The sequence below is a fragment of the Bacteroides sp. 3_2_5 genome, assembly GCF_000159855.2.
GTDB classification, from domain to species: domain Bacteria; phylum Bacteroidota; class Bacteroidia; order Bacteroidales; family Bacteroidaceae; genus Bacteroides; species Bacteroides fragilis.
Genome location: NZ_JH636044.1, coordinates 99,218 through 120,316, shown reverse-complemented (window position 1 = coordinate 120,316; position 21,099 = coordinate 99,218). Strand labels below are relative to the sequence as shown.

General features: G+C 42.5%; 14 protein-coding genes. 7 read left to right on the top strand and 7 right to left on the bottom strand.

Translation table 11 applies throughout. The annotated features are described in order from the left end of the window. Window positions 1-839 precede the first annotated feature (839 nt). Window positions 840-2,543 (top strand): helix-turn-helix domain-containing protein, encoded by a 1,704-nt coding sequence (locus BSHG_RS16990; RefSeq protein WP_008657853.1) that lies wholly within the window; start codon window positions 840-842, stop codon window positions 2,541-2,543. Window positions 2,544-2,934: 391 nt separating this feature from the next. Here the strand turns inward: BSHG_RS16990 and BSHG_RS16995 are convergent, their stop codons facing one another. The 3 genes from BSHG_RS16995 to miaB all read right to left on the bottom strand — a co-directional run bounded on the left by BSHG_RS16995 (window position 2,935) and on the right by miaB (window position 8,014). Further along, the gene (locus BSHG_RS16995) at window positions 2,935-5,049 is read right to left on the bottom strand and encodes a glycoside hydrolase family 2 protein (protein ID WP_008657851.1); all 2,115 of its coding nucleotides are present in this window, start codon (window positions 5,047-5,049) and stop codon (window positions 2,935-2,937) included. A 55-nt stretch (window positions 5,050-5,104) separates the two neighbouring features. Then, window positions 5,105-6,523 carry an alpha-L-fucosidase gene (locus BSHG_RS17000; RefSeq protein ID WP_008657849.1) on the bottom strand — a complete coding sequence of 473 codons (1,419 nt, stop codon included), beginning with the start codon at window positions 6,521-6,523 and terminating at the stop codon, window positions 5,105-5,107. Window positions 6,524-6,640: 117 nt separating this feature from the next. After that, window positions 6,641-8,014 carry a tRNA (N6-isopentenyl adenosine(37)-C2)-methylthiotransferase MiaB gene (miaB, locus tag BSHG_RS17005; RefSeq protein WP_005783584.1) on the bottom strand — a complete coding sequence of 458 codons (1,374 nt, stop codon included), beginning with the start codon at window positions 8,012-8,014 and terminating at the stop codon, window positions 6,641-6,643. A gap of 330 nt (window positions 8,015-8,344) precedes the next feature. On the opposite strand from miaB, the gene BSHG_RS17010 reads away from it, so the two are divergent. Next, window positions 8,345-8,674, top strand: coding sequence for a hypothetical protein (locus BSHG_RS17010; protein ID WP_005783583.1), 330 nt, complete (start codon window positions 8,345-8,347; stop codon window positions 8,672-8,674). Between the two features lie 36 nt (window positions 8,675-8,710). Next, window positions 8,711-10,210 carry an acetyl-CoA hydrolase/transferase family protein gene (locus BSHG_RS17015; RefSeq protein ID WP_005797086.1) on the top strand — a complete coding sequence of 500 codons (1,500 nt, stop codon included), beginning with the start codon at window positions 8,711-8,713 and terminating at the stop codon, window positions 10,208-10,210. A 75-nt stretch (window positions 10,211-10,285) separates the two neighbouring features. Here the strand turns inward: BSHG_RS17015 and dacB are convergent, their stop codons facing one another. From dacB to BSHG_RS17030, 3 genes are all read right to left on the bottom strand, one after another. Then, complete coding sequence (gene dacB / locus BSHG_RS17020) at window positions 10,286-11,695, bottom strand: D-alanyl-D-alanine carboxypeptidase/D-alanyl-D-alanine-endopeptidase (RefSeq protein WP_008657843.1); 1,410 nt, start codon at window positions 11,693-11,695, stop codon at window positions 10,286-10,288. A gap of 103 nt (window positions 11,696-11,798) precedes the next feature. Then, window positions 11,799-13,142, bottom strand: a complete 1,344-nt coding sequence (lpdA, locus tag BSHG_RS17025; RefSeq protein WP_008657842.1) for a dihydrolipoyl dehydrogenase — start codon at window positions 13,140-13,142, stop codon at window positions 11,799-11,801. 6 nt (window positions 13,143-13,148) lie between these two features. Beyond that, window positions 13,149-13,547 carry a PH domain-containing protein gene (locus BSHG_RS17030; protein ID WP_005783575.1) on the bottom strand — a complete coding sequence of 133 codons (399 nt, stop codon included), beginning with the start codon at window positions 13,545-13,547 and terminating at the stop codon, window positions 13,149-13,151. Window positions 13,548-13,654: 107 nt separating this feature from the next. Between BSHG_RS17030 and nadB the strand changes: the two genes are divergently transcribed. After that, window positions 13,655-15,226 (top strand): L-aspartate oxidase, encoded by a 1,572-nt coding sequence (gene nadB / locus BSHG_RS17035; RefSeq protein WP_005783573.1) that lies wholly within the window; start codon window positions 13,655-13,657, stop codon window positions 15,224-15,226. Window positions 15,227-15,309: 83 nt separating this feature from the next. Here the strand turns inward: nadB and rbr are convergent, their stop codons facing one another. After that, window positions 15,310-15,888 (bottom strand): rubrerythrin, encoded by a 579-nt coding sequence (rbr, locus tag BSHG_RS17040; RefSeq protein WP_005783570.1) that lies wholly within the window; start codon window positions 15,886-15,888, stop codon window positions 15,310-15,312. Between the two features lie 260 nt (window positions 15,889-16,148). On the opposite strand from rbr, the gene BSHG_RS17045 reads away from it, so the two are divergent. From BSHG_RS17045 to BSHG_RS17055, 3 genes are all read left to right on the top strand, one after another. Beyond that, window positions 16,149-17,828 carry a SulP family inorganic anion transporter gene (locus BSHG_RS17045; RefSeq protein WP_008657841.1) on the top strand — a complete coding sequence of 560 codons (1,680 nt, stop codon included), beginning with the start codon at window positions 16,149-16,151 and terminating at the stop codon, window positions 17,826-17,828. A gap of 200 nt (window positions 17,829-18,028) precedes the next feature. Continuing rightward, complete coding sequence (locus BSHG_RS17050; RefSeq protein WP_005783566.1) at window positions 18,029-20,443, top strand: TonB-dependent receptor; 2,415 nt, start codon at window positions 18,029-18,031, stop codon at window positions 20,441-20,443. Further along, complete coding sequence (locus BSHG_RS17055; protein WP_008657839.1) at window positions 20,444-21,070, top strand: PepSY-associated TM helix domain-containing protein; 627 nt, start codon at window positions 20,444-20,446, stop codon at window positions 21,068-21,070. Window positions 21,071-21,099: the final 29 nt, after the last annotated feature.

The following is a 21,099-nucleotide window of genomic DNA, read 5'->3' as shown; positions in this document are numbered from 1 at the left end:
AGATGTTTGCCACTGTCTTATTTTTCATATCAAATTCAGATTACTTTAATATTTTCCCTTTAAAAAGAAACCTTTACATTATGGGTATATTTCAGTGTATTACAATTTATTACATAGTATTACAATGTCGATATTTACCCCATATACAGGTAATAATAAGTAATAATCTATATTTAACCTCAATTAGCACATCGAATTAACACTTGACACAATCGCATCAGCCCTTGATTATACTACTATTTTTATGAATTTGGATTGACCAAGATATCCCTTTCAATCAAAAAAAAATCATCATATCCAAAAATCAAAAACAGATATTTTCATCAGTATATCAGCCACTTATAATCCAAAAGATAGTTGCATAAGACAGGTATTACATATAGAGAAGAGGCATCCCTAAATTGAATCTGATTCAACTAGAGAAAATACCCCGTTGGAGGTTTCTTTCTACCCACCCAATAAGCCCTATATAGCATCTTCAATATAGCCAATCGACATCTAAATAGGAATAAAAAACATATAAAATAGGACCATTCGGGCATAAAAGAGAGAAAGAGACTTGACAATTCAAAATAATAAATAACTCCTCATGACAAAAGGATCTTTATTACGAAAAAGATATACATCGCAATTCTGCACCAAATATTACCCATTTCTTTTGAAAGATTATACCCAATCAGGATGTTCAAAAAATCATATACTTGCAGCAACAACAATAGTTAAGATATTCATAGGAATAAAAAATGTATAAAAAACCATAGATCAAATAGGAACATAAAATTAAAATTTATCTAGCTATAATTATGAAATCAATTCTCACTTTCTTACTAATTATCTTAATGGACATACAATTTAATTACGCATGCCCTTGTAGCCCAACCAATACACTTATTGAAATGAATGAAAGTTTCGCGAGTCAGTTTCAAACGGCCACCATTATTCCAATGTTCTTATGGCAACCGTCATGGTCTTATCCTATTGAGGGCCTGGCAATAGGGTTACTTATCTCCCTTATCGTATATTACCGAATGGTATACAGCACAAAGCTATTTCCTCACGAAAAGCTGAGACTGATCTTAAACATAACCCATAAAACTCAGACACCGTTAACTTTGATCCACCACCTACTGGAAGAAATCATTTCGGACAGTCTCTCCGAATCTACATCCCAAAAAGTAAAGCGGATACTTAGATACACCAGTCATATTATGAGTTGCTACCAGAACATTGCGGTATTCGACGATAAGGAGAATGAACTGCACCCGGGCTCCTCTCCCATTGAATTCGAACTTTACACTTTTATAACCTCAATCGTCAACCAATGCCGGGCGTACGCCGATACTCGTCAAATAAAATTAAATATTAATAAAGACTTCAGTTATATCAGTTGCCGGGTGGACGAAATAACGATGACTGCCGCTCTGCAATGCCTGCTGAATAAAATGATAGAAGCCACACCTTGCAAAGGCTGCATAAATATGGACGTGTCACACAGCATCAAGCATTGGAACCTCCAGATAACCAATGGACCGGAATGCAGGCAAAGTCACAAAAAGATGCTTTCGTTCATCTCTACATTTATGTTAATACACTATTGCGGAAGTCTTCAAATTATAAAAAAGATAATCCGCTTACATGGTGGAAAGTTGATTGGCAGCTATCACGGACGGTCAATAACTCTCCGGGTTACTGTACCTATCAACGGATATTGTAATACCATCCAATGTCCGGAAGTAGTGCCTCCTGTAATGAAAGATGATAAAATCATCCGTCCCGATAAAAAACAGCATCACATACTGTTGGTTATGGCAGATACAGAGTTAAGCAACTATTTGCATAAGGCGTTCTCCATACTTTTCAGAATAACGATCCTTGAAAATCCGGAACAGATATTACATTTCTCGGGAGATCGGCTACCGGATATTATCGTTATTGACGAAACGGTAAACGGCATACGCGGCAAGGAAATCTGTTCTAAAATAAAATCGAATACAAGCATGGTTCATATTCCTGTCATTCTCCTGATCAGTAACAATGATAACGGAAGTTATCTTGCCCATGCGGACTGTGGAGTAGATAAATTGGAACCCCGCGCAATCAATATTTGCAGACTCAAAATGGATATACAAATACTTATCAATAAGCATGAACGTATCATGAAACTCCTGGAGAAAAACCTGTCGGACAATCTGCCTTCACCAACTGCAAAAAGTGAAGAGGACGCACTGTTCATAAACAAAGTGAACAAGCTTCTGGAAAAGAATCTTTCAACAGAAAGCTATACAGTTGACATGTTAAGTGCCGATATGGGAATGTGTCGTACCAAATTCTACACCAAAATAAAAGAAATTACAGACAAGACACCTACAGAATACATGCATTATTTCAAAATGAATAAAGCTAAAATTTTATTGGTTACCCAACAATATACAGTTACGGAAATAGCCACTTTTCTAGGCTTTTGTAATGCCAAATATTTCGGAAAACGATTTAAGAAATTCTATAAAGTTCCACCTACACAATATATTAAAGAGGTTTTCTAAAGTTATACGGCTTTATACTCCTTTCAAAAAGCAAATTCAGAAGAAAACAAGTTAATAATCTTCTTTTCATAACACGCTTACAATAAGAATGTTACTTCTTTATATGGCATCATTATCTGAGTCCATATACCCGGGCTCATCGGCCCGCATACCCGGGCTGATGGGCCTGTGTACCCGGGACGATGGGCACAGGTATGCGGGACGAGATAAAGAAAAGACCATTTTCACTAAAGATAACGAGAAAAACAAAATACAATAATGGATATAAACAGATAAAAATCCGAATTTTTATCTGTTTATCAGAAATTTATGATCTATTCGGTCCTTAAAAACAGGAGGTGGAAGATGGAAGATCAAAATACATTTTCGTAGGAAATTTTGAAATCTACGATCAAAAGCCCGAATGTTCATTCTTATTTTCATATGAATCGATTTCCCTGTTTTTCTCACCGGAATAATTCCATTCAATCTCGTCAGTATATTCCTTCCCCTTAGTTGAGACTACAGCTTTCAGTATATTTTTTCCGTCGGCAAGTGATACATTGTCAAACACATAATGTACATCGGTATAGCCATTGCGAATGCCACTCAGTTCCTGTCCATTCAAGTATACTTTCGGAATTCCGATATTGGAATAAACGGTAACGGCTGTCGTTCGCTTTTCACGATCGGCATTGCGACGCTGTGTGAGATAGAGTACCGGCTCTTCGCTCCAGTTGGCTTTATACCAGAAATAAGAGTCTTTCTTTGTTTTACGATCGAAGGTAATCAGCCCCTTCATGTTACGGGCAGGCACACCGCCACGAGTCCACATAGGTACGGCAAAATCGAACATGTTCCAGAGATAAGAAGCAATGATGTACGGATGGTCTTTGATAATACTCCACTGGTACTCATGTGTCTTAGTCTGAAATGTTTCCGGATAAAAAGGCTTTCCCCAATTCAGGGCATCCCCAAGGTATTCGGTCTGATGAGCCAGATTCGCATCGGCACCATATTCGGTCAACATCAATTTTTGATAGGGATAGTCTTTTTCAAGTTGTTCCACCCATGGCTTGATGTCCTGTATCTTTTTCTCGTACCAGCCAAAATAACGGTTCATACCCTGTATGTCTGCGTTCAGGTTGACCGGATGATCCATGTGACCATACCCATTGACCGAAACGGTGTAACGGTCCGGATCTTCTGTCTTGGCAAGATCATGGAGAGAACGGGTCAATGCAGCTGTATACTCATGTGGTTGATATACTTCATTGTGAAGCCCCCATACATAAATGGAAGGATGATTGAAACTCTGGCGGATCAATTCGCGAAGCTGGCTTTGCGCATTCTCAGTTTCGTATCCGGTCACCCGGTTCACGCAAGGTATTTCGGCCCAAATAATCAGTCCCAATGTATCACAGCGGGAATAAAGGTAGTCTGATTGCTGGTAGTGGGCAAAACGGACAGTAGTGGCTCCCACATCCATAATGGCAGCCAAATCGAAATCGTGATGTTCGTTTTTAAGGGCGCTACCCAATCCCCACCAATCCTGATGACGGGTCACACCATACATCGGGTACTTCTCTCCGTTCAGGAAAAAGCCTTTCCCGGCTACTATCTCATACTTCCGCACCCCGAGAGGCTGCACCACTTCATCGATTACTTTTCCGTCTGCCATCAGCCTGCAGACAACTTTATAAAGATACGGATCTTTACGTCCCTGCCAGAGATGTGGGTTCTTCAGTTTAAAAGTGGACAAATAAGTTTGTGTCCCTTGCGGACTCAAGTCAAACGACCGGCTGTGTGTACCGACTTTTCGGCCCTCCTGCGTATAAATAGTGTTTTCGAGTGTTACAGCAGCAGGTTGAAGTCCTGCATTATCCAATTTCACTTTTACGGTGATATCGGCCGATTTCTTCGATACATCCTTTTGGGTGATGTAGACACCCGGCGAGGCACAATCGGTAACCGTTATGTTATTCTGTTCGGTTACAATCAGCCATACGGGACGATAAATACCGCCGTAGACACCGAAAAGGTTTTGATTGACCGGAATTACATCGGGACGGGCTTTATTGTCGGCTTTAACAATGATTTCATTCTCGGCACCGAGTTTGAGCGCTGTACCTATTTCGCATGCAAAGGCAGAATAACCACCTTTGTGCGTACCTGCCAGTTTCCCGTTGACATACACTTCGGCACAGGCTCCTACCCCTTCGAAACGCAAAAAAACACGCTTACCCTCCAAGTCGTGAGGAAAGAACTGTGTTTTGCGGTAGTAGCCTGCCCCTTCGTAGAAAGAGCCCGACTGTACCTGCATATCCATGGCATTCCAGGTATGTGGAATTTCGACCGTTTCCCACTTTCCATCCCATTGGGAGGCGGCCCGCATCGGATCTGTAGCAAAAGGACCTTTCTTAAATTGCCAGCCGGTATTGAAAGCCGTGACCTGACGTGCCATCAGAGGAATGACACCACTGCACAGGCATAAGCACACGATGATTAAATAAGATAGTTTTCTCATGATATTTTATTTTAATGGTTTGTTAAAGCAAGTGCATAGCGTGACGGGGGTACCGTTACGTTAATGCGTCCCGATATCCGTCTGCTGCTCCGGAAGCCTCCTTAACTTGTAGTTTGATTATAAACGGCTCACCCGGATCTTGCGAAGGCATGGCCACATTATATTCATTCCGGGCAGTTTCAGTTACCTTTACCACCTGTCCATCCGGCAAAACGGCTCTTTCTATTTCGGTACCTTTGGGGATCTTTACTTTAAGAAGCCCCGAATAGGGGCGATTAAATACAACCATGTATACCTCTTGCCCCTTACGGGTATAGTATCCCCAGTCCTGCTTATCCCATCCGGCATAGTCGCATCCATATATACATTCACCATACCTCTTCATCCAGCACCCCAATGCCATCGCCAACTCTTTCTCTTCCGAACGGAAATCTCCATCGGGCTGAGGACCGAAATTCACTACCATATTTCCTCCCATCGACACCGCATGCACAATGCGATCGATCACCTCTATCGGGGTTTTAACATAGCTCAACGACCAATCTTTGTGATATCCCCACTGATTTTCAGGAACAGTCATACAAGCCTCCCAGTCCCACTTAGTCACTTGTAAGTCTTTTACCGGATCGGGAAGACGCCGTTCATATCCCGACTCATAATCTCCCATAAGACGGCCATTACTGTCAAAGTGCCTCTTACCATAATCATCGGCACGAAGCCGGCTATTAACGGTAACTCCCGGTACAAGTTCTTTCAGCATTTGTTCGGCATGAGCTGTCCACCAACCGTTCTTCTTGATACTTGCATCCCAAGTTCCGTCAAACCAGAAATCTTTGACTGTCGGATAACGGGTAGCCAGTTCCTTCAACTGATGGTCGGTAAAAGTCAGAAAACGGCTGAAAGCAATGCTGTCTTCTTTCGATGTAATCTCATAACGATAATCCGGATGACTCCAATCCATCACCGAAAAATAGAAATGTACATCGATACCTTCATCATTGTAGGCTTTCACCAATTCACCTAAGATATCTTTTCTATAAGGCGTCTGCGCTACGGTATACTGACTGTATTGACTGGGCCAGAGACAGAAACCTTCATGATGTTTTGTCGTAATCTTAACGTATTTCACTCCCATCTCTTTGGCCATCCGGGCCCATTGTCTGGCATCGAACTTAACAGGATTCCATTGTTTCATCAATTCCAGCCAATCGGCAGCAGGGACTTTAGCCCATGATTTCAGCCATTCGGCAGCCTCATTATATACTTTACCTTTCCATTCGCCACCGGGAATAGCATACAGTCCCCAATGAATAAACTCTCCCAAGCGATTGTTGCGAAACCGCTTCATAGCATCATCCTGACGTTTGCCAATATTGGTAGCTCCATATTTTAAAGGTATCTCCCTGGAGGGCTGTTGAGCATAAACATGGACTGAAATACAAAATGCAAATAAAATAAATAATTTGTTCTTCATAGTGTTCTATTTTCTAAGGTACGCACAAAGATAAAACAATGTAGCCATATAACAAACAAGGTGCAGTCATACCTTCCTGATGACTACACCTTTTTATCTTATATACAAAAACCCGGATTAGCTGAAGACTTCTTCACCCTTCAATGTGGCAGAACTGGCCTCCGTGATTCTCACATTCACGAAATCACCTATCCGATGGGTACCGCGGTCGAATACCACTACCCTATTCTGTTCGGTCCGGCCGAACAGCTGGTCGCGTGAACGCTTCGAAACACCTTCAACCAACACTTCGTACGTTTTACCGATGCAACGATTATTGGATTCGGCCGACAAACGATTCTGCAAAGCAATGATTTCATTCAGCCGACGGACTTTTATCTCTTCGGGAACGTTGTCCTCCAGATGCTTGGAAGCATAAGTACCGGGACGCTCCGAATATTTAAACATAAATGCTGCATCATAACCACAAGCTTCCATCAACGAAAGTGATTCCCGGTGGTCTTCTTCCGTTTCGGAATGGAAGCCGGAAAATATATCGGTAGTAAGTCCGCAATCGGGCACAATACGTTTGATCGCCGCTACCCGGTCCAGATACCATTCACGCGTATATTTGCGATTCATCAATTTCAGGATACGCGAACTTCCGCTTTGTACGGGAAGGTGAATGTGTTTGCATACGTTAGGAACCTGTGCAATCACCTCCAAGGTTTCATCACTCATATCTTTGGGATGCGAAGTAGTGAAACGGACACGTATTCCCGGTGCAGCCTCAGCCACCAGACGAAGTAACATTGGGAAAGTAACTACTTCCCCCCCCTCCTTCTCAAAACGATAAGAGTTTACATTCTGCCCCAGCAGAGTGATCTCTTTGTAACCTTTTGATACCAAATCGGCCACTTCATTCAATATACTCTCCACATCCCGGCTACGTTCACGTCCACGGGTATAAGGCACAATACAATAGGTACAAAAGTTATTGCATCCGCGCATGATGGATACAAATCCGGAGATATGGTTACCACAGATACGCGAAGGAATCACATCCCGGTAGGTTTCAGTAGTCGAAAGTTCTACATTCATTGCCTTCTCACCGGCCTCTACCGAAGCAATCAACTCAGGAAGAGTCAGATAAGCATCCGGTCCTACTACAAGATCCACATGATGGTGTTCTATCAGATCATCTTTTACCCGCTCGGCCATACACCCCAATACACCTACAATAAGGTGCTTCTTTTTCTTCTTCATCGAATGAAAGAACTCCAGACGATTCAAAATCTTCTGTTCGGCATTGTCACGGATAGAGCAGGTATTCATAAACACCGCATCAGCCTCTTCCAGCGTTTCGGCAACCGAATAACCCGCCATTTGCATCACAGAGGCGATTACTTCACTATCTGCCACATTCATTTGGCAGCCATAAGTCTCGATAAACAACTTCTTGTTGTCATCAGCAGTTGCGGATTTAAAGTCCGCTCCCGTCAATTCGTTCATAAATTCAGAATTTAAATTTGCGTCCGCAAAGATACTGCTTCATCCTCAAAAAGTTGTAAAATGAAACCAAAATAACACCTTAACTTATCAATTTAGAGCTAAAAGGATAATTTATGTTAATAGAACAAACATTTATGGCGTAAGGATTTGGCACTATTAATTTTATTTCACACATTTGTGCAATGAAAGAAACATTAGATTTTTTCATAGTTAAGGTTTAGGTTAAAAAAATTAAGGGGAGCTGTGAAGCTGCCCTTTTTTCATGCCAAAATATTGGTATCAATCAGATTAAATGTATAACTTTGGCGGACTGTAGAAAATAAAAGTACTATGGATGATATTGTAAAAGTCCTCGTCATTATGGCTGCTTTCGCATTACCTCTTATCAGACAGATCAAAAAGAGCAAAACAGAAAGATCTGCCCAAAAACCTTTCGTACCCATTCCGGATACTGAAGAACCGGAAGTCCTGAAAGTCACGCGAAAATACCAACCGTTACACTCCCAACCCACTTCTCAGAAAGTGGAAGTAAAAAAGAACAAAACAGTTTCTCAGAAAATAGAAACGACTCCGGCCAACGACCCGGAATTTACTATTCATTCGGCTGAAGAAGCCCGAAAAGCCATTATCTGGTCCGAAATTCTGAATAGAAAATATTGAAATAATTATTCCTAACACGAAAATAATACTATAATTATGGCATTCAAATCCATTTCTGCAGCAGAAGCTGCCAGCCTTGTCAAACATGGCTACAACATCGGCCTCAGCGGTTTCACACCCGCAGGAACGGCCAAAGCGGTCACTTCCGAAATAGCAAAAATAGCGGAAGCGGAACACGCAAAAGGAAATCCTTTCCAAATCGGCATCTTTACCGGAGCCTCTACCGGAGATTCATGTGACGGTATATTATCACGTGTAAAAGCCATCCGCTATCGTGCCCCTTACACTACCAACCCCGATTTCCGTAAAGCTGTGAACAACGGTGAGATTGCCTATAATGACATTCACCTTTCACAAATGGCACAAGAGGTACGCTACGGATTCATGGGAAAAGTGAATGTAGCCATTATCGAAGCCTGCGAAGTAACTCCGGACGGAAAAATCTATCTGACGGCTGCCGGCGGAATTGCTCCGACCGTCTGCCGCCTGGCCGACCAGATCATTGTCGAACTGAACAGTGCACACAGCAAAAACATGATGGGAATGCATGACGTATACGAACCACTCGATCCGCCTTATCGCCGTGAAATTCCGATCTATAAACCAAGTGACCGCATCGGACTACCTTACATACAGGTCGATCCGAAAAAAATCGTAGGTATAGTAGAGACAAACTGGCCCGACGAAGCCCGCTCATTTGCAGCAGCCGATCCTATCACCGATAAAATCGGCCAGAACGTAGCCGACTTCCTGGCTGCCGATATGAAACGCGGTATCATTCCTTCTACATTCCTTCCGTTACAATCGGGAGTAGGCAACATCGCCAATGCAGTTTTGGGTGCATTGGGACGTGACCAAACAATTCCTGCCTTCGAAATGTATACTGAGGTTATCCAGAACTCTGTGATCGGTTTGATTCGCGAAGGACGTGTAAAATTCGGCAGTGCCTGTTCGCTGACCGTAACCAACGATTGTCTGCAGGGTATATATGACGATATGGACTTTTTCCGTGATAAACTGATCCTCCGTCCGTCAGAAATCTCTAACAGCCCCGAAGTAGTTCGCCGTTTAGGCATCATCTCTATCAATACAGCCATTGAAGCGGATATCTATGGTAATGTAAACTCTACCCACATTGGCGGAACCAAAATGATGAACGGTATCGGCGGTTCGGGCGACTTTACACGTAATGCGTACATCTCTATCTTCACTTGTCCGTCAGTGGCTAAGGAAGGTAAGATCAGTTCTATCGTTCCGATGGTTTCTCACCTGGATCATAGCGAACACTCTGTCAACATCGTTATTACCGAACAGGGAGTAGCCGATCTGCGCGGTAAGAGTCCGAAAGAGAGAGCACAAGCAATCATCGAGAATTGTGCACACCCGGATTACAAACAGATTTTATGGGATTACCTGAAACTGGCAGGTAATAAGTCACAGACTCCTCATGCCATTCAAGCCGCTTTAGGAATGCACGCCGAACTGGCTAAAAGCGGAGACATGAAAAACGTGAACTGGGCAGAATATGAACGATGAACCATTAATGGTAAACCGTTAACGATCAATGGGACGATGAACCGACTGTGGTTTCCACAGAGGGTTCATCGTTCGTCATTGATGGTTTGCCAGTATCTCACATACTTTATTTTGAAAATTCCTTGCTTTAGCGGCTGAAAGTATATTCTGGTTCATTATGGCAAAAGCCACTTGGTGTCCATTAGCCATCTTAAGATAACCGGCTAATGTATTGATAGCAGTATAAGAACCGGTCTTGGCATGTACATTCTTAAACGCCGCCCCTTGTTTCATCCGATTTTTTAATGTTCCATCGATGCCTGCAACCGGAAGGGTCTTATATAATTTCCGGAAAATATCTGTCCGCGAATAAGCAAACTTCAGAAAATCAACCAGTAGGGCAGGAGAGAGGTAGTCGTAGTTGGACAATCCACAACCATCAGCTATCTTATAGTTATCCGGATCATGTCCCAAATCCTGAATCAACCGATATATTTCCTCAATTCCGTCCTTAGCCGAAACCTGCTTCTTACCTGTAGCCCGGGCACCTAAACGGCAAAGCAGTGCTTCCGCACTCAAATTATCACTCTCTTTCATAATCTGGTCTATCACATCCTGAACCGGACACTCCCAACGTGCCATACAGATAGAAAGACTGTCAGACCGGAAACTGTCGAAAGCATAATGATTAGAAATCTCTATACCTTTATTACGTAAACGTTCGACAAAAGTATGCATGAAAAAGTCCTGCGAAGAATATACATTTACATCACCTATTCTTCTATTCTCTACATTTCCACTGACAATAAGATTATTTTTATTTTCCAACCAACCTCTTGACACAGAAAACTTACCGGCAGAGGATGTACGTGTTTTAGTTTCATTGGTCATAGTATAATAAGACGATGACGGCTCAAAGCTTAAACGTGCCGAGTCACCTCGTGTCGCCCCCGGAACAGCTGTCACTTTCACCATGCCTTTATGATACATTAATGGTGATAGATAAGGTTGAAAAGAGGAGGGAGTATCATCCCATGCCCAACCGCTTCCCCAATAGAGAGAATCTTTCATCGATATATCTCCGTAGATATTCCCTTTCAATACCGAGAAAGGGAAAGTAATCACCTCTTCTACCAATGCATTCATTCCTTCATCATCAAACTCCGGATCGAATCCGCCAACCACATAGATATCTCCTCGAAGTGTATCATGTTCTATTGTACCTTTATACCACACTTCAGTACGAAAAGGTTCATCTGCGTCCGGCCGGGCAAGCGCAGTAATGGTAGTCAAAAGTTTCATGGTAGATGCCGGACGCGAAAGTTTGGTATCACGATAGGTGTAAAGTGTCTTTCGGGCAGTCAGGTCATACACGGAAATACCAACCTCCGAACCTTGAGGCAGTTCTTTTTTAATAAGTGAATCAATCGCTGCAAAATTGGCTTGTCCCCAAGTGATAATCGAAAAACAAAAAGAGAATAAAATAAATAAGTTCAGTTTCTTCATAATGCTTACAAGCTACGAATGACAAACTACAAGTTACGGACTGCAGTTCGCTGCATGATTAATCTGCACCCCACTATAATCCGTAACCTGCAATCTGTAACTCTTATAATGCTTCACGGAAAATCTCGGCAACCGTAGGATGTGGGAAAACAATCTTCTTCCACTCGGCTGCCTTCAGTTTCATTTCTACAGCCATCCCTGCCAACGTGATAATCTCAGAAGCAGGATTACCCAAAACATGTGCTCCCAAAATAGTATCATCCTCGCCAAGTAGCACCTTACATACTCCATTCACTCCTTCATTCTCAGCAACAAAACGTCCGGAATATGCCATGGGAAGTTTTACGGCACGGTAAGCAATGCCTTTTGCAGTCAGAGATTCTTCTGTCTGCCCGACACCGGCTATTTCAGGATTAGTATAAACTACCCCGGGGATAGCGGCATAACTCATCCTATCTTCTTTTCCAAGAATTGCATGTACGGCTACTTCTGCTTCACGGACAGCAGTATGTGCCAATAAGGAGAATCCGGTTAAATCACCGCAAACATAGACTCCGGGTAACGAGCTTTCCATTTGCCCGTTCACTACAATACTTCCACGTTCTGTCCGTTGCAGGTTAAGGTTCTCAAGCCCAAAGCCTTTTGTCACCGGACGACGTCCCACACTCATTAATAGCTTTTCGGCAATCACGCTTCCTGCCCCTTCGGCGTTTTCATAAGAAACCACAGCACCTTCTTCCGTCTGTGCCAATGAAACGACTTTGGTACTTAACAGGAACTGAATGCCCCGCTTTGCATAGTCGGCACGCAACAGGGCGGAAAGCTCTTTATCCATGCCTCCCAGAATTTCATCCATCATCTCAATAACGGTCACCTTCACACCCAGACTATTGAAAAAGGACGCAAACTCCATACCGATCACTCCACCGCCCACAATGGCAAGTGAAGCCGGCAACTCCTTATTGTCTAATGCTTCACGATGTGTCCAATAGTTTACACTATCGATTCCGGGAATAGGAGGAATAAAAGTTTCGGAACCTGTACAGAGAATTAAGTTATCACATTCATAAGTTTCTTCACCGCAACGAACCGTATTCTTGTCCAAAATGGTTGCCTCTCCACTTATAATAGTAACATTATTGGACGTTAACTTCGATTTTACCCCTAAAACCAGTTTACGTACCACCTTCGATTTACGAGCAATGATCTTAGGAAGATCAAAAGAGACCTCTGGAACCGTTACAGCATATTTTGACGCATGTTTAGCACCATCATAGGTTTTAGCCGAATAGAGTAACGTTTTTGTCGGGATACACCCTTCGTTCAGACAGACACCTCCTAAATTTTGTTTCTCAAAAAGCAACACACTCAGTCCTGCTTTCCCGGCAGCCTCAGCAGCCGTATAGCCGGCAGGCCCTCCACCGATAATAATAACCTGGTATTTCATAGTTCACTAAATTAAGTTTCTTGTTTTTTCAATCAGTTCCATAAATTCCTTTTCTTTCACCGGAAGTACAGAAGCATATTTCCCTTTTCCATATTCTATCAATAGATAGTTGGTTACAGAGAAACTTCCGAATTTCATAGAATGGACTTTCCGGATAGAAGTAATTTCTGCAATAGGAATGGTTTTCTTACGGATAAAACGCCCATGATTAAGTAACAACAGGCCGTCTGCCGTAACGGTATAAACAGTATGTATGATCTGTTCGATAACAACAATCAGAAACAACATCATCAGAGTAGCTAATATAATATTCTTACACCATAAGAAACCAAAAGCATTAACACCCAATACAACCAGCAGGAAATATTGGTACCAGACAATGCGAGCATGAAAGATACGGTTCATTTTGTCAGATTTTTGGCGGAAAGTTAGTAAATTTATGAATTAATGGCAACGAAAAGCACAACGAAAAAACTTATTTTGTAGCTTTGCGGTGATAAACACTAAAACTTATGGTTAAAAAGTTCGATTTCCTCGTAATCGGTTCTGGTATCGCCGGAATGAGTTTTGCCCTAAAAGTGGCACATAAAGGAAAAGTTGCCCTTGTTTGCAAAAGCGGGCTGGAAGAAGCAAACACTTATTTTGCCCAAGGAGGAGTGGCCTCAGTGACCAATCTGCTGGTAGACAATTTTGAAAAACATATTGAAGATACAATGATTGCCGGTGACTGGATCAGTGACCGTACCGCTGTAGAAAAAGTCGTACGTGAAGCTCCCGCACAGATACAAGAACTGATCAGTTGGGGTGTAAACTTCGATAAAAACGAAAAAGGAGAGTTCGATCTTCACCGGGAAGGAGGTCATTCGGAGTTTCGTATCCTGCACCATAAAGATAATACCGGCGCCGAAATTCAGGACAGCCTGATTCGAGCCGTACAACAACATCCGAATATAACGGTTATTGAAAATCATTTTGCCATCGAAATCCTGACACAACACCATTTAGGAGTAACCGTCACCCGTCAGACACCGGACATCAAATGTTATGGAGCCTACATACTCGATCCGAAAACAGGGAAAGTGGATACTTATCTGGCCAAAGTGACATTAATGGCAACAGGTGGAGTAGGGGCTGTCTACCAGACTACAACCAACCCGCTTGTAGCAACCGGCGACGGCATTGCCATGGTATATCGGGCAAAAGGAACCGTAAAAGATATGGAATTCGTACAATTCCACCCGACAGCGCTTTACCATCCGGGCGATCGTCCTTCTTTCCTCATTACCGAGGCGATGAGGGGATACGGTGGTGTACTTCGTACCATGGACGGGAAAGAGTTCATGCAGAAATATGATCCCCGTTTGTCTCTGGCACCGCGTGATATCGTAGCGCGTGCTATCGATAATGAAATGAAAAACCGTGGAGACGACCACGTCTACCTCGACGTAACTCATAAAGATCCGGAAGAGACTAAAAAACACTTCCCCAATATATACGAGAAGTGCCTGAGTCTGGGAATCGATATTACCAGAGAATATATCCCTGTAGCACCATCGGCTCATTACCTTTGCGGAGGTATTAAAGTGGATTTGAATGGCCAATCTTCTATCGAGCGGCTATACGCTGCCGGCGAATGTTCGTGTACAGGTTTGCATGGTGGCAACCGGTTGGCTTCAAACTCACTGATAGAAGCAGTGGTTTATGCAGATGCTGCTGCCAGACATTGTTTATCGGTTATCGACCAATATACTTATAACGAAGAAATTCCGGAATGGAATGACGAAGGTACCCGCTCACCGGAAGAAATGGTACTTATTACTCAAAGCATGAAAGAAGTCAATCAGATCATGAGTACCTATGTAGGTATCGTCCGCAGCGATCTCCGGTTGAAACGTGCATGGGATCGTCTGGATATCTTATATGAAGAGACCGAAAGCCTTTTCAAGCGTAGTGTAGCATCTAAAGAAATATGTGAGCTGCGTAATATGATCAATGTAGGTTATCTGATTATGCGTATGGCCATGGAGCGTAAAGAGAGCCGCGGTCTTCACTACACGGTCGATTATCCGCATGCCGGTAAATAGAAAAAAATAACTCAACAGAGAGATAAAAGAAAAGGTGGGGCTATATTTAAGTATAGCTCCACCTTTCTGCAAAATGCAATCTATTAATAATTTTCTTTCTTGATTTCGAAGTATGCTTGTGGATGCAGACATGCCGGACATACCTCAGGAGCTTCTTTACCCACTTCGATATAACCACAGTTACGGCACTGCCATACAACTTCGCCTTCTTTAGCGAATACAGATGCAACTTCTATATTTTTTACGAAAGCAAGGTATCTTTCTTCATGCCCTTTTTCTGCAATAGAGATATTGCGATACATAGCAGCGATCATTGGGAAACCTTCCTGTTCTGCAACATCTGCAAAATGCGGATAATCCAAAGACCATTCTTCATGTTCGCCTGCCGCTGCAGCCTGCAAATTCTGAAGAGTATTACCGATAACACCGGCAGGATAGCTTGCAGTGATTTCAACCATACCTCCTTCAAGGAACTTAAACATACGTTTTGCATGCTCTTTTTCCTGATCGGCAGTCTCTGTAAAGATAGCTGCAATCTGTTCGTAACCTTCTTTTTTAGCTACACTTGCAAAATAAGTGTAACGCATTCTTGCCTGTGATTCTCCAGCAAATGATGTCAGCAAATTCTTTTCTGTCTGAGTGCCTTTAATACTTTTAGTCATAATCTGATTTATTTTAGATTGGTAATTACGTTTGTCGGTTATATGCCGTTATTAATAACGCAAATATAAGGATTTAGTTCAAAAAACACGGAACTTTATCCATTAATAATATCTATAAGAACATAGACAAAACCGATCTAAAATAAATAAGATGTTCAAAAACATAATATTGCCATTTATTTTATGTAATTTTGCAACCTCGACTTTGCAAAACGGAGATTATAACGACATTTATCACATTATATAAGTAAAAGAAGGAAATGAAAGTGTTGGATTTCAAACCAAGGTTATTCTCTACCTTGAAGAACTACTCTAAGGAAACGTTTATGTCAGATCTGATGGCAGGTATCATAGTAGGTATCGTAGCCTTACCTCTGGCCATCGCATTCGGTATCGCATCAGGTGTATCACCCGAGAAAGGAATTATTACAGCTATCATTGCAGGATTCATCATCTCTTTGCTCGGAGGAAGCAAGGTACAAATCGGAGGACCGACCGGAGCATTCATCGTCATCATTTATGGCATCATCCAGCAATATGGAGAAGCGGGATTAATCGTAGCTACACTGATGGCCGGCATACTCCTGATCCTATTGGGAGTATTTAAATTGGGAGCGATTATTAAATTTATTCCCTATCCGATCATTGTAGGCTTTACCAGCGGTATAGCCGTCACTATTTTCACAACCCAGATTGCTGACATATTCGGATTGAATTTCGGTGGAGAGAAAGTTCCGGGAGACTTTATCGGAAAATGGATGATCTATTTCCGGCATTTCGACACAGTCAACTGGTGGAACGCCGTCGTAAGTATTCTCAGTATCATCATTATTGCCATTACTCCGCGGTTTTCGAAAAAGATACCGGGTTCTCTTATTGCTATTATTGTGGTAACGATAGGGGTATATGTATTAAAAACATATGCCGGCATTGATTCCATCGATACCATTGGCGATCGTTTTACCATCAAATCAGAATTGCCCGAAGCAGCCATACCCACCCTCAACTGGGAAGCCATCAAGGATTTATTTCCGGTGGCCATTACAATCGCTGTATTGGGAGCTATCGAATCATTACTATCGGCAACCGTAGCCGACGGTGTGACAGGAGATAAACACGATTCAAATACCGAACTGATCGCACAAGGAACAGCCAATCTGATCACACCGTTATTTGGTGGCATCCCCGCAACCGGAGCCATTGCCCGCACAATGACTAATATCAATAATGGCGGTAAAACACCGGTAGCCGGTATCATTCATACTATAGTTTTATTGCTGATCCTCCTGTTTCTGATGCCTCTGGCGCAATACATCCCAATGGCCTGCCTGGCAGGTGTATTAGTCATCGTATCATATAATATGAGTGAGTGGCGTACATTCAAAGCATTGCTGAAGAATCCCAAATCGGATGTGACCGTATTGCTGATCACCTTCTTCCTTACCATTATCTTCGATCTGACTATTGCCATCGAAGTAGGTTTGGTGATCGCCTGTATCCTGTTTATGCGACGTGTGATGGAAACAACCGAGATATCTGTCATCAAAGATGAAATCGATCCGAATGACGAACTGGACATTGCCGTATGCGAAGAGCATCTGATAATCCCTGCCGGCGTGGAGGTATATGAAATTAATGGTCCGTACTTTTTTGGTATTGCCACCAAATTTGAAGAAACAATGGCACAATTGGGTGACCGTCCTAAAGTACGCATCATCCGCATGCGTAAAGTTCCATTCATCGATTCGACCGGTATTCACAACCTGACCAGCCTTTGTAAAATGTCTCAAAAGGAAAAGATCACTATCGTACTCTCGGGAGTAAACGAGAAAGTACACAAAACCCTTGAGAAGTCGGGCTTCTATGAATTACTAGGAAAACAAAACATCTGCCCGAATATAAATGTAGCGTTGGACAGAGCCAAAGAAATTATAAATTAATCATCTGATACTATCTGCACACACGAAGCGGATGGAAGTGAATAAATCATCACTTTCATCCGCTTTCTTTATTATATAACTCACCAATTCTATGGATTCCACATTGCATTATACCTTTTTATAGGTATTGTAGACTCTTTCAGGTACACATACCTTTGCGGCTCGCTAAATTTTAATATTAATTTAATGCTGTTAAATGTATGAAGCAAATTTATAGTACCCTGCTTTTATTAGTTTTACTAATATTCCCATCGTTACTTTTTGCCACAGAACCAGAGTCTGTCGATAGAGTCCCTGCCATCCGTGGAGTAGTCTATGACGAAACTGATACGCCATTGGCTTCGGCCACTGTCCAAATAGAAGGTACCACCATCGGAACAACAACCAATAGTGAAGGCCGATTTATTCTACGTAATCTGGCACGTAAAGTTTACAAGATAAATGTCAGCTTTGTAGGATATGTCACTCAAACCCGTACAGTCGATCTCACCTCGAGAAGTGTAGCGCAACTCTCGTTTACGCTCTTACCGGACGATAATTTACTATCGACTGTAGAAGTGTTCGGAGAACGATATAAACAACCGAAAAAACTGGATGCCATCACCCGCATGCCTTTACGTCCCAGTGAACAGATACAGAGTATTTCTGTAATCTCAGAAAAATCGATTACCGAACAGGGGGCACTTACCGTAACCGATGTCGCAAGAAATGTACCCGGAGTTACTCTTTTCGGATCGTATGGCGGAGTAAGAGAAAGCATGTCCATCCGCGGATACCGGGGAGTACCTATTTTAAAGAATGGAGTCCGGATAGATTCCGATTTCCGTACCGGCTCTGCTTTATCCGAAATGCAGGGAGTAGAAAGCATACAGGTCATCAAAGGTTCCGCAGCCGTCACACAAGGTATCGGAAACGACCTCGGAAGTGCAGGCGGAGTAATCAACGTAGTAACCAAAACACCCAAGTTCACCAATGAAGGAGAAGTATCTTTGCGGGCAGGCAGCTGGGGATTGTTCCGCCCCACATTTGACGTACAGTCCGTTCTGGATAAAAATCAGACGATCGCTTTCCGTATGAACGGTGCCTTCGAACGTTCGGATAATTATCGTCCGGTCATCCATTCCAATCGCGTATACATCAACCCTTCATTAGAATGGCGTCCGGATGACAAAACAAGCGTTACCATAGAAATGGATTATCTGAATGATAACCGTACTCCTTATACCAGTTCAGTCAATCTATCGAAAGATACGGAAGAGAATCTGTACGACATGCCACACAACAAATTCCTAGGATTCAAAAACGATAATGTAAACAACAAGACGCTGACTTATGCCGCACGCATCACCCGCCAGCTGACAGATAATATCAGTGTGCGGGCAGCATATTTCGGCTCTTCATATAAAGTGGATAATACAAGTACTTCCGTAAAAACCGTAGTCAATAAAGAATATAACATGCGTAGAAGAACGATTTCACGTTCATTACGCGATGACCGCAACTCAACTTTCCAGCTTGACTTTATCGGCAGAGATATTTTCACCGGCCCTGTTAAACATACATTCCAATTAGGATTCGACTACAAAAACACCGATCTGTCGATCACCAATTATACCCCTGTCAACATAGACACTATCAACGTACTGGCCCCGAGCATCTCGAATGTGCTACCTGTCGCGGTTAAATTTGTTCCCGAAACCCCAGTAGAATCCAATTCTTCAAGTTATGGAATAATGGCACAGGAAGTAATGACTTTTAATAAGTATATAAAGGCTATCCTGGGACTGAGATACAGTTATATCAGCAGTCAGGACGGCACAAGTGCAGGTCCCACTACCGGAGATGCCTGGAATCCGATGTTAGGCATCATGCTGACTCCGATAAAGAACATTAATTTGTTCGGTTCATATACAACTACTACCAGCCTTCTCCATGCAGCCAGACGAATGGAGAACGGAGATGAAATAGGTCCGTCGAAGACCCGCCAGTTTGAAGTGGGCATCAAGTCCGATTGGCTGAATAACCGCCTGCGCTTTAACCTGACATATTTCGATATCCTTACTAAAAACCTCTCTTATAGTACTTATCATCCGGGAACTACTCAACCTACCGGTTATTTTGATAAAGCGGGAAGTCTGAAAAGAAAAGGTATTGAAACCGAATTAAGCGGAAGTATACTTGAAAACCTCCAAGTAATGATGGGTTACGCTTATCTGGATGCAAAATACGAAAACAGCCCGGCCTTTAAAAATGGTTCAGCCCCGATGAATACCCCGAAACATACTGCTAACGGATGGATTCAATATCGATTCGACAAAGGAGTATTAAAAAGACTATCAGCCGGTATAGGAGTCTATTTCGTAGGTAAACGTCCTGTTAATGATTTTGCAATCAAGCCGGACGGACACGGCTCCATGACCAACGAAAAGCCTTTTGACATGCCCGGTTATACTACAATAAACGCCCAGCTGGCCTATAGTATCCACAAGTTTACTGCCCGTGTATACCTGAACAACCTGTTCGATGCATTAGGATACAATTCGTATTATCGCGGAGGTTATATCAATCAGATCGATCCACGTAATTTCTCAGCAGTAATCTCTTACCATTTTTAAATGAAGATAAAAAAATATTGCCGTTACATTCACTTATGGCTTTCACTACCGGCAGGGATCCTGATCAGCATCATTTGTTTTACAGGCGCCATCCTTGTATTCAAAGAAGAGCTTCTGACAATAATGGGATATGATTCCATCCGGGAAAGTCCTTTGATGATCGTGATGAAGCTTCATCGGTGGCTTATGGATGATACCCGTACGACAGGTAAAATGATTGTAGGTATTTCTACTCTTTTTTTCATCTTTATCCTGATCAGCGGACTTACAGTATACTGGCCGCGCAAGTGGAAGAAAAGCCGGTTGATTATAGAACATCAAAAAGGCAGAAGAAGGTTAATGTTCGATTTACACTCTGTACTGGGATTATATGCAACACTTATCTTATTAGTATGTGCACTCACCGGATTGATGTGGTCATTTCAATGGTACAGAGACATCGTAAGTTTTATCTTTGATGCGGAAGTAAAACGCGGAGCACCTATCTGGAAAATAGTACGTGCTTTACATTTTGGCACCTATGCGGGAATGTTTTCAAAGATCGTCACTTTTATCGCTGCCCTGATAGGAACTTCATTACCTGTCACAGGATATTGGATGTATCTGAAAAGAAAAAAATTACTATAGTCCGCTACCGCAAATTTCACAGATTAACA

Coding starts and splice junctions, on each gene's coding strand:
- BSHG_RS16990 (WP_008657853.1), top strand. CDS start 840: ATGGACATACAATTTAATTACGCATGCCCTTGTAGCCCAACCAATACA.
- BSHG_RS16995 (WP_008657851.1), bottom strand. CDS start 5,049: ATGAGAAAACTATCTTATTTAATCATCGTGTGCTTATGCCTGTGCAGT.
- BSHG_RS17000 (WP_008657849.1), bottom strand. CDS start 6,523: ATGAAGAACAAATTATTTATTTTATTTGCATTTTGTATTTCAGTCCAT.
- miaB (WP_005783584.1), bottom strand. CDS start 8,014: ATGAACGAATTGACGGGAGCGGACTTTAAATCCGCAACTGCTGATGAC.
- BSHG_RS17010 (WP_005783583.1), top strand. CDS start 8,345: ATGGATGATATTGTAAAAGTCCTCGTCATTATGGCTGCTTTCGCATTA.
- BSHG_RS17015 (WP_005797086.1), top strand. CDS start 8,711: ATGGCATTCAAATCCATTTCTGCAGCAGAAGCTGCCAGCCTTGTCAAA.
- dacB (WP_008657843.1), bottom strand. CDS start 11,695: ATGAAGAAACTGAACTTATTTATTTTATTCTCTTTTTGTTTTTCGATT.
- lpdA (WP_008657842.1), bottom strand. CDS start 13,142: ATGAAATACCAGGTTATTATTATCGGTGGAGGGCCTGCCGGCTATACG.
- BSHG_RS17030 (WP_005783575.1), bottom strand. CDS start 13,547: ATGAACCGTATCTTTCATGCTCGCATTGTCTGGTACCAATATTTCCTG.
- nadB (WP_005783573.1), top strand. CDS start 13,655: ATGGTTAAAAAGTTCGATTTCCTCGTAATCGGTTCTGGTATCGCCGGA.
- rbr (WP_005783570.1), bottom strand. CDS start 15,888: ATGACTAAAAGTATTAAAGGCACTCAGACAGAAAAGAATTTGCTGACA.
- BSHG_RS17045 (WP_008657841.1), top strand. CDS start 16,149: ATGAAAGTGTTGGATTTCAAACCAAGGTTATTCTCTACCTTGAAGAAC.
- BSHG_RS17050 (WP_005783566.1), top strand. CDS start 18,029: ATGAAGCAAATTTATAGTACCCTGCTTTTATTAGTTTTACTAATATTC.
- BSHG_RS17055 (WP_008657839.1), top strand. CDS start 20,444: ATGAAGATAAAAAAATATTGCCGTTACATTCACTTATGGCTTTCACTA.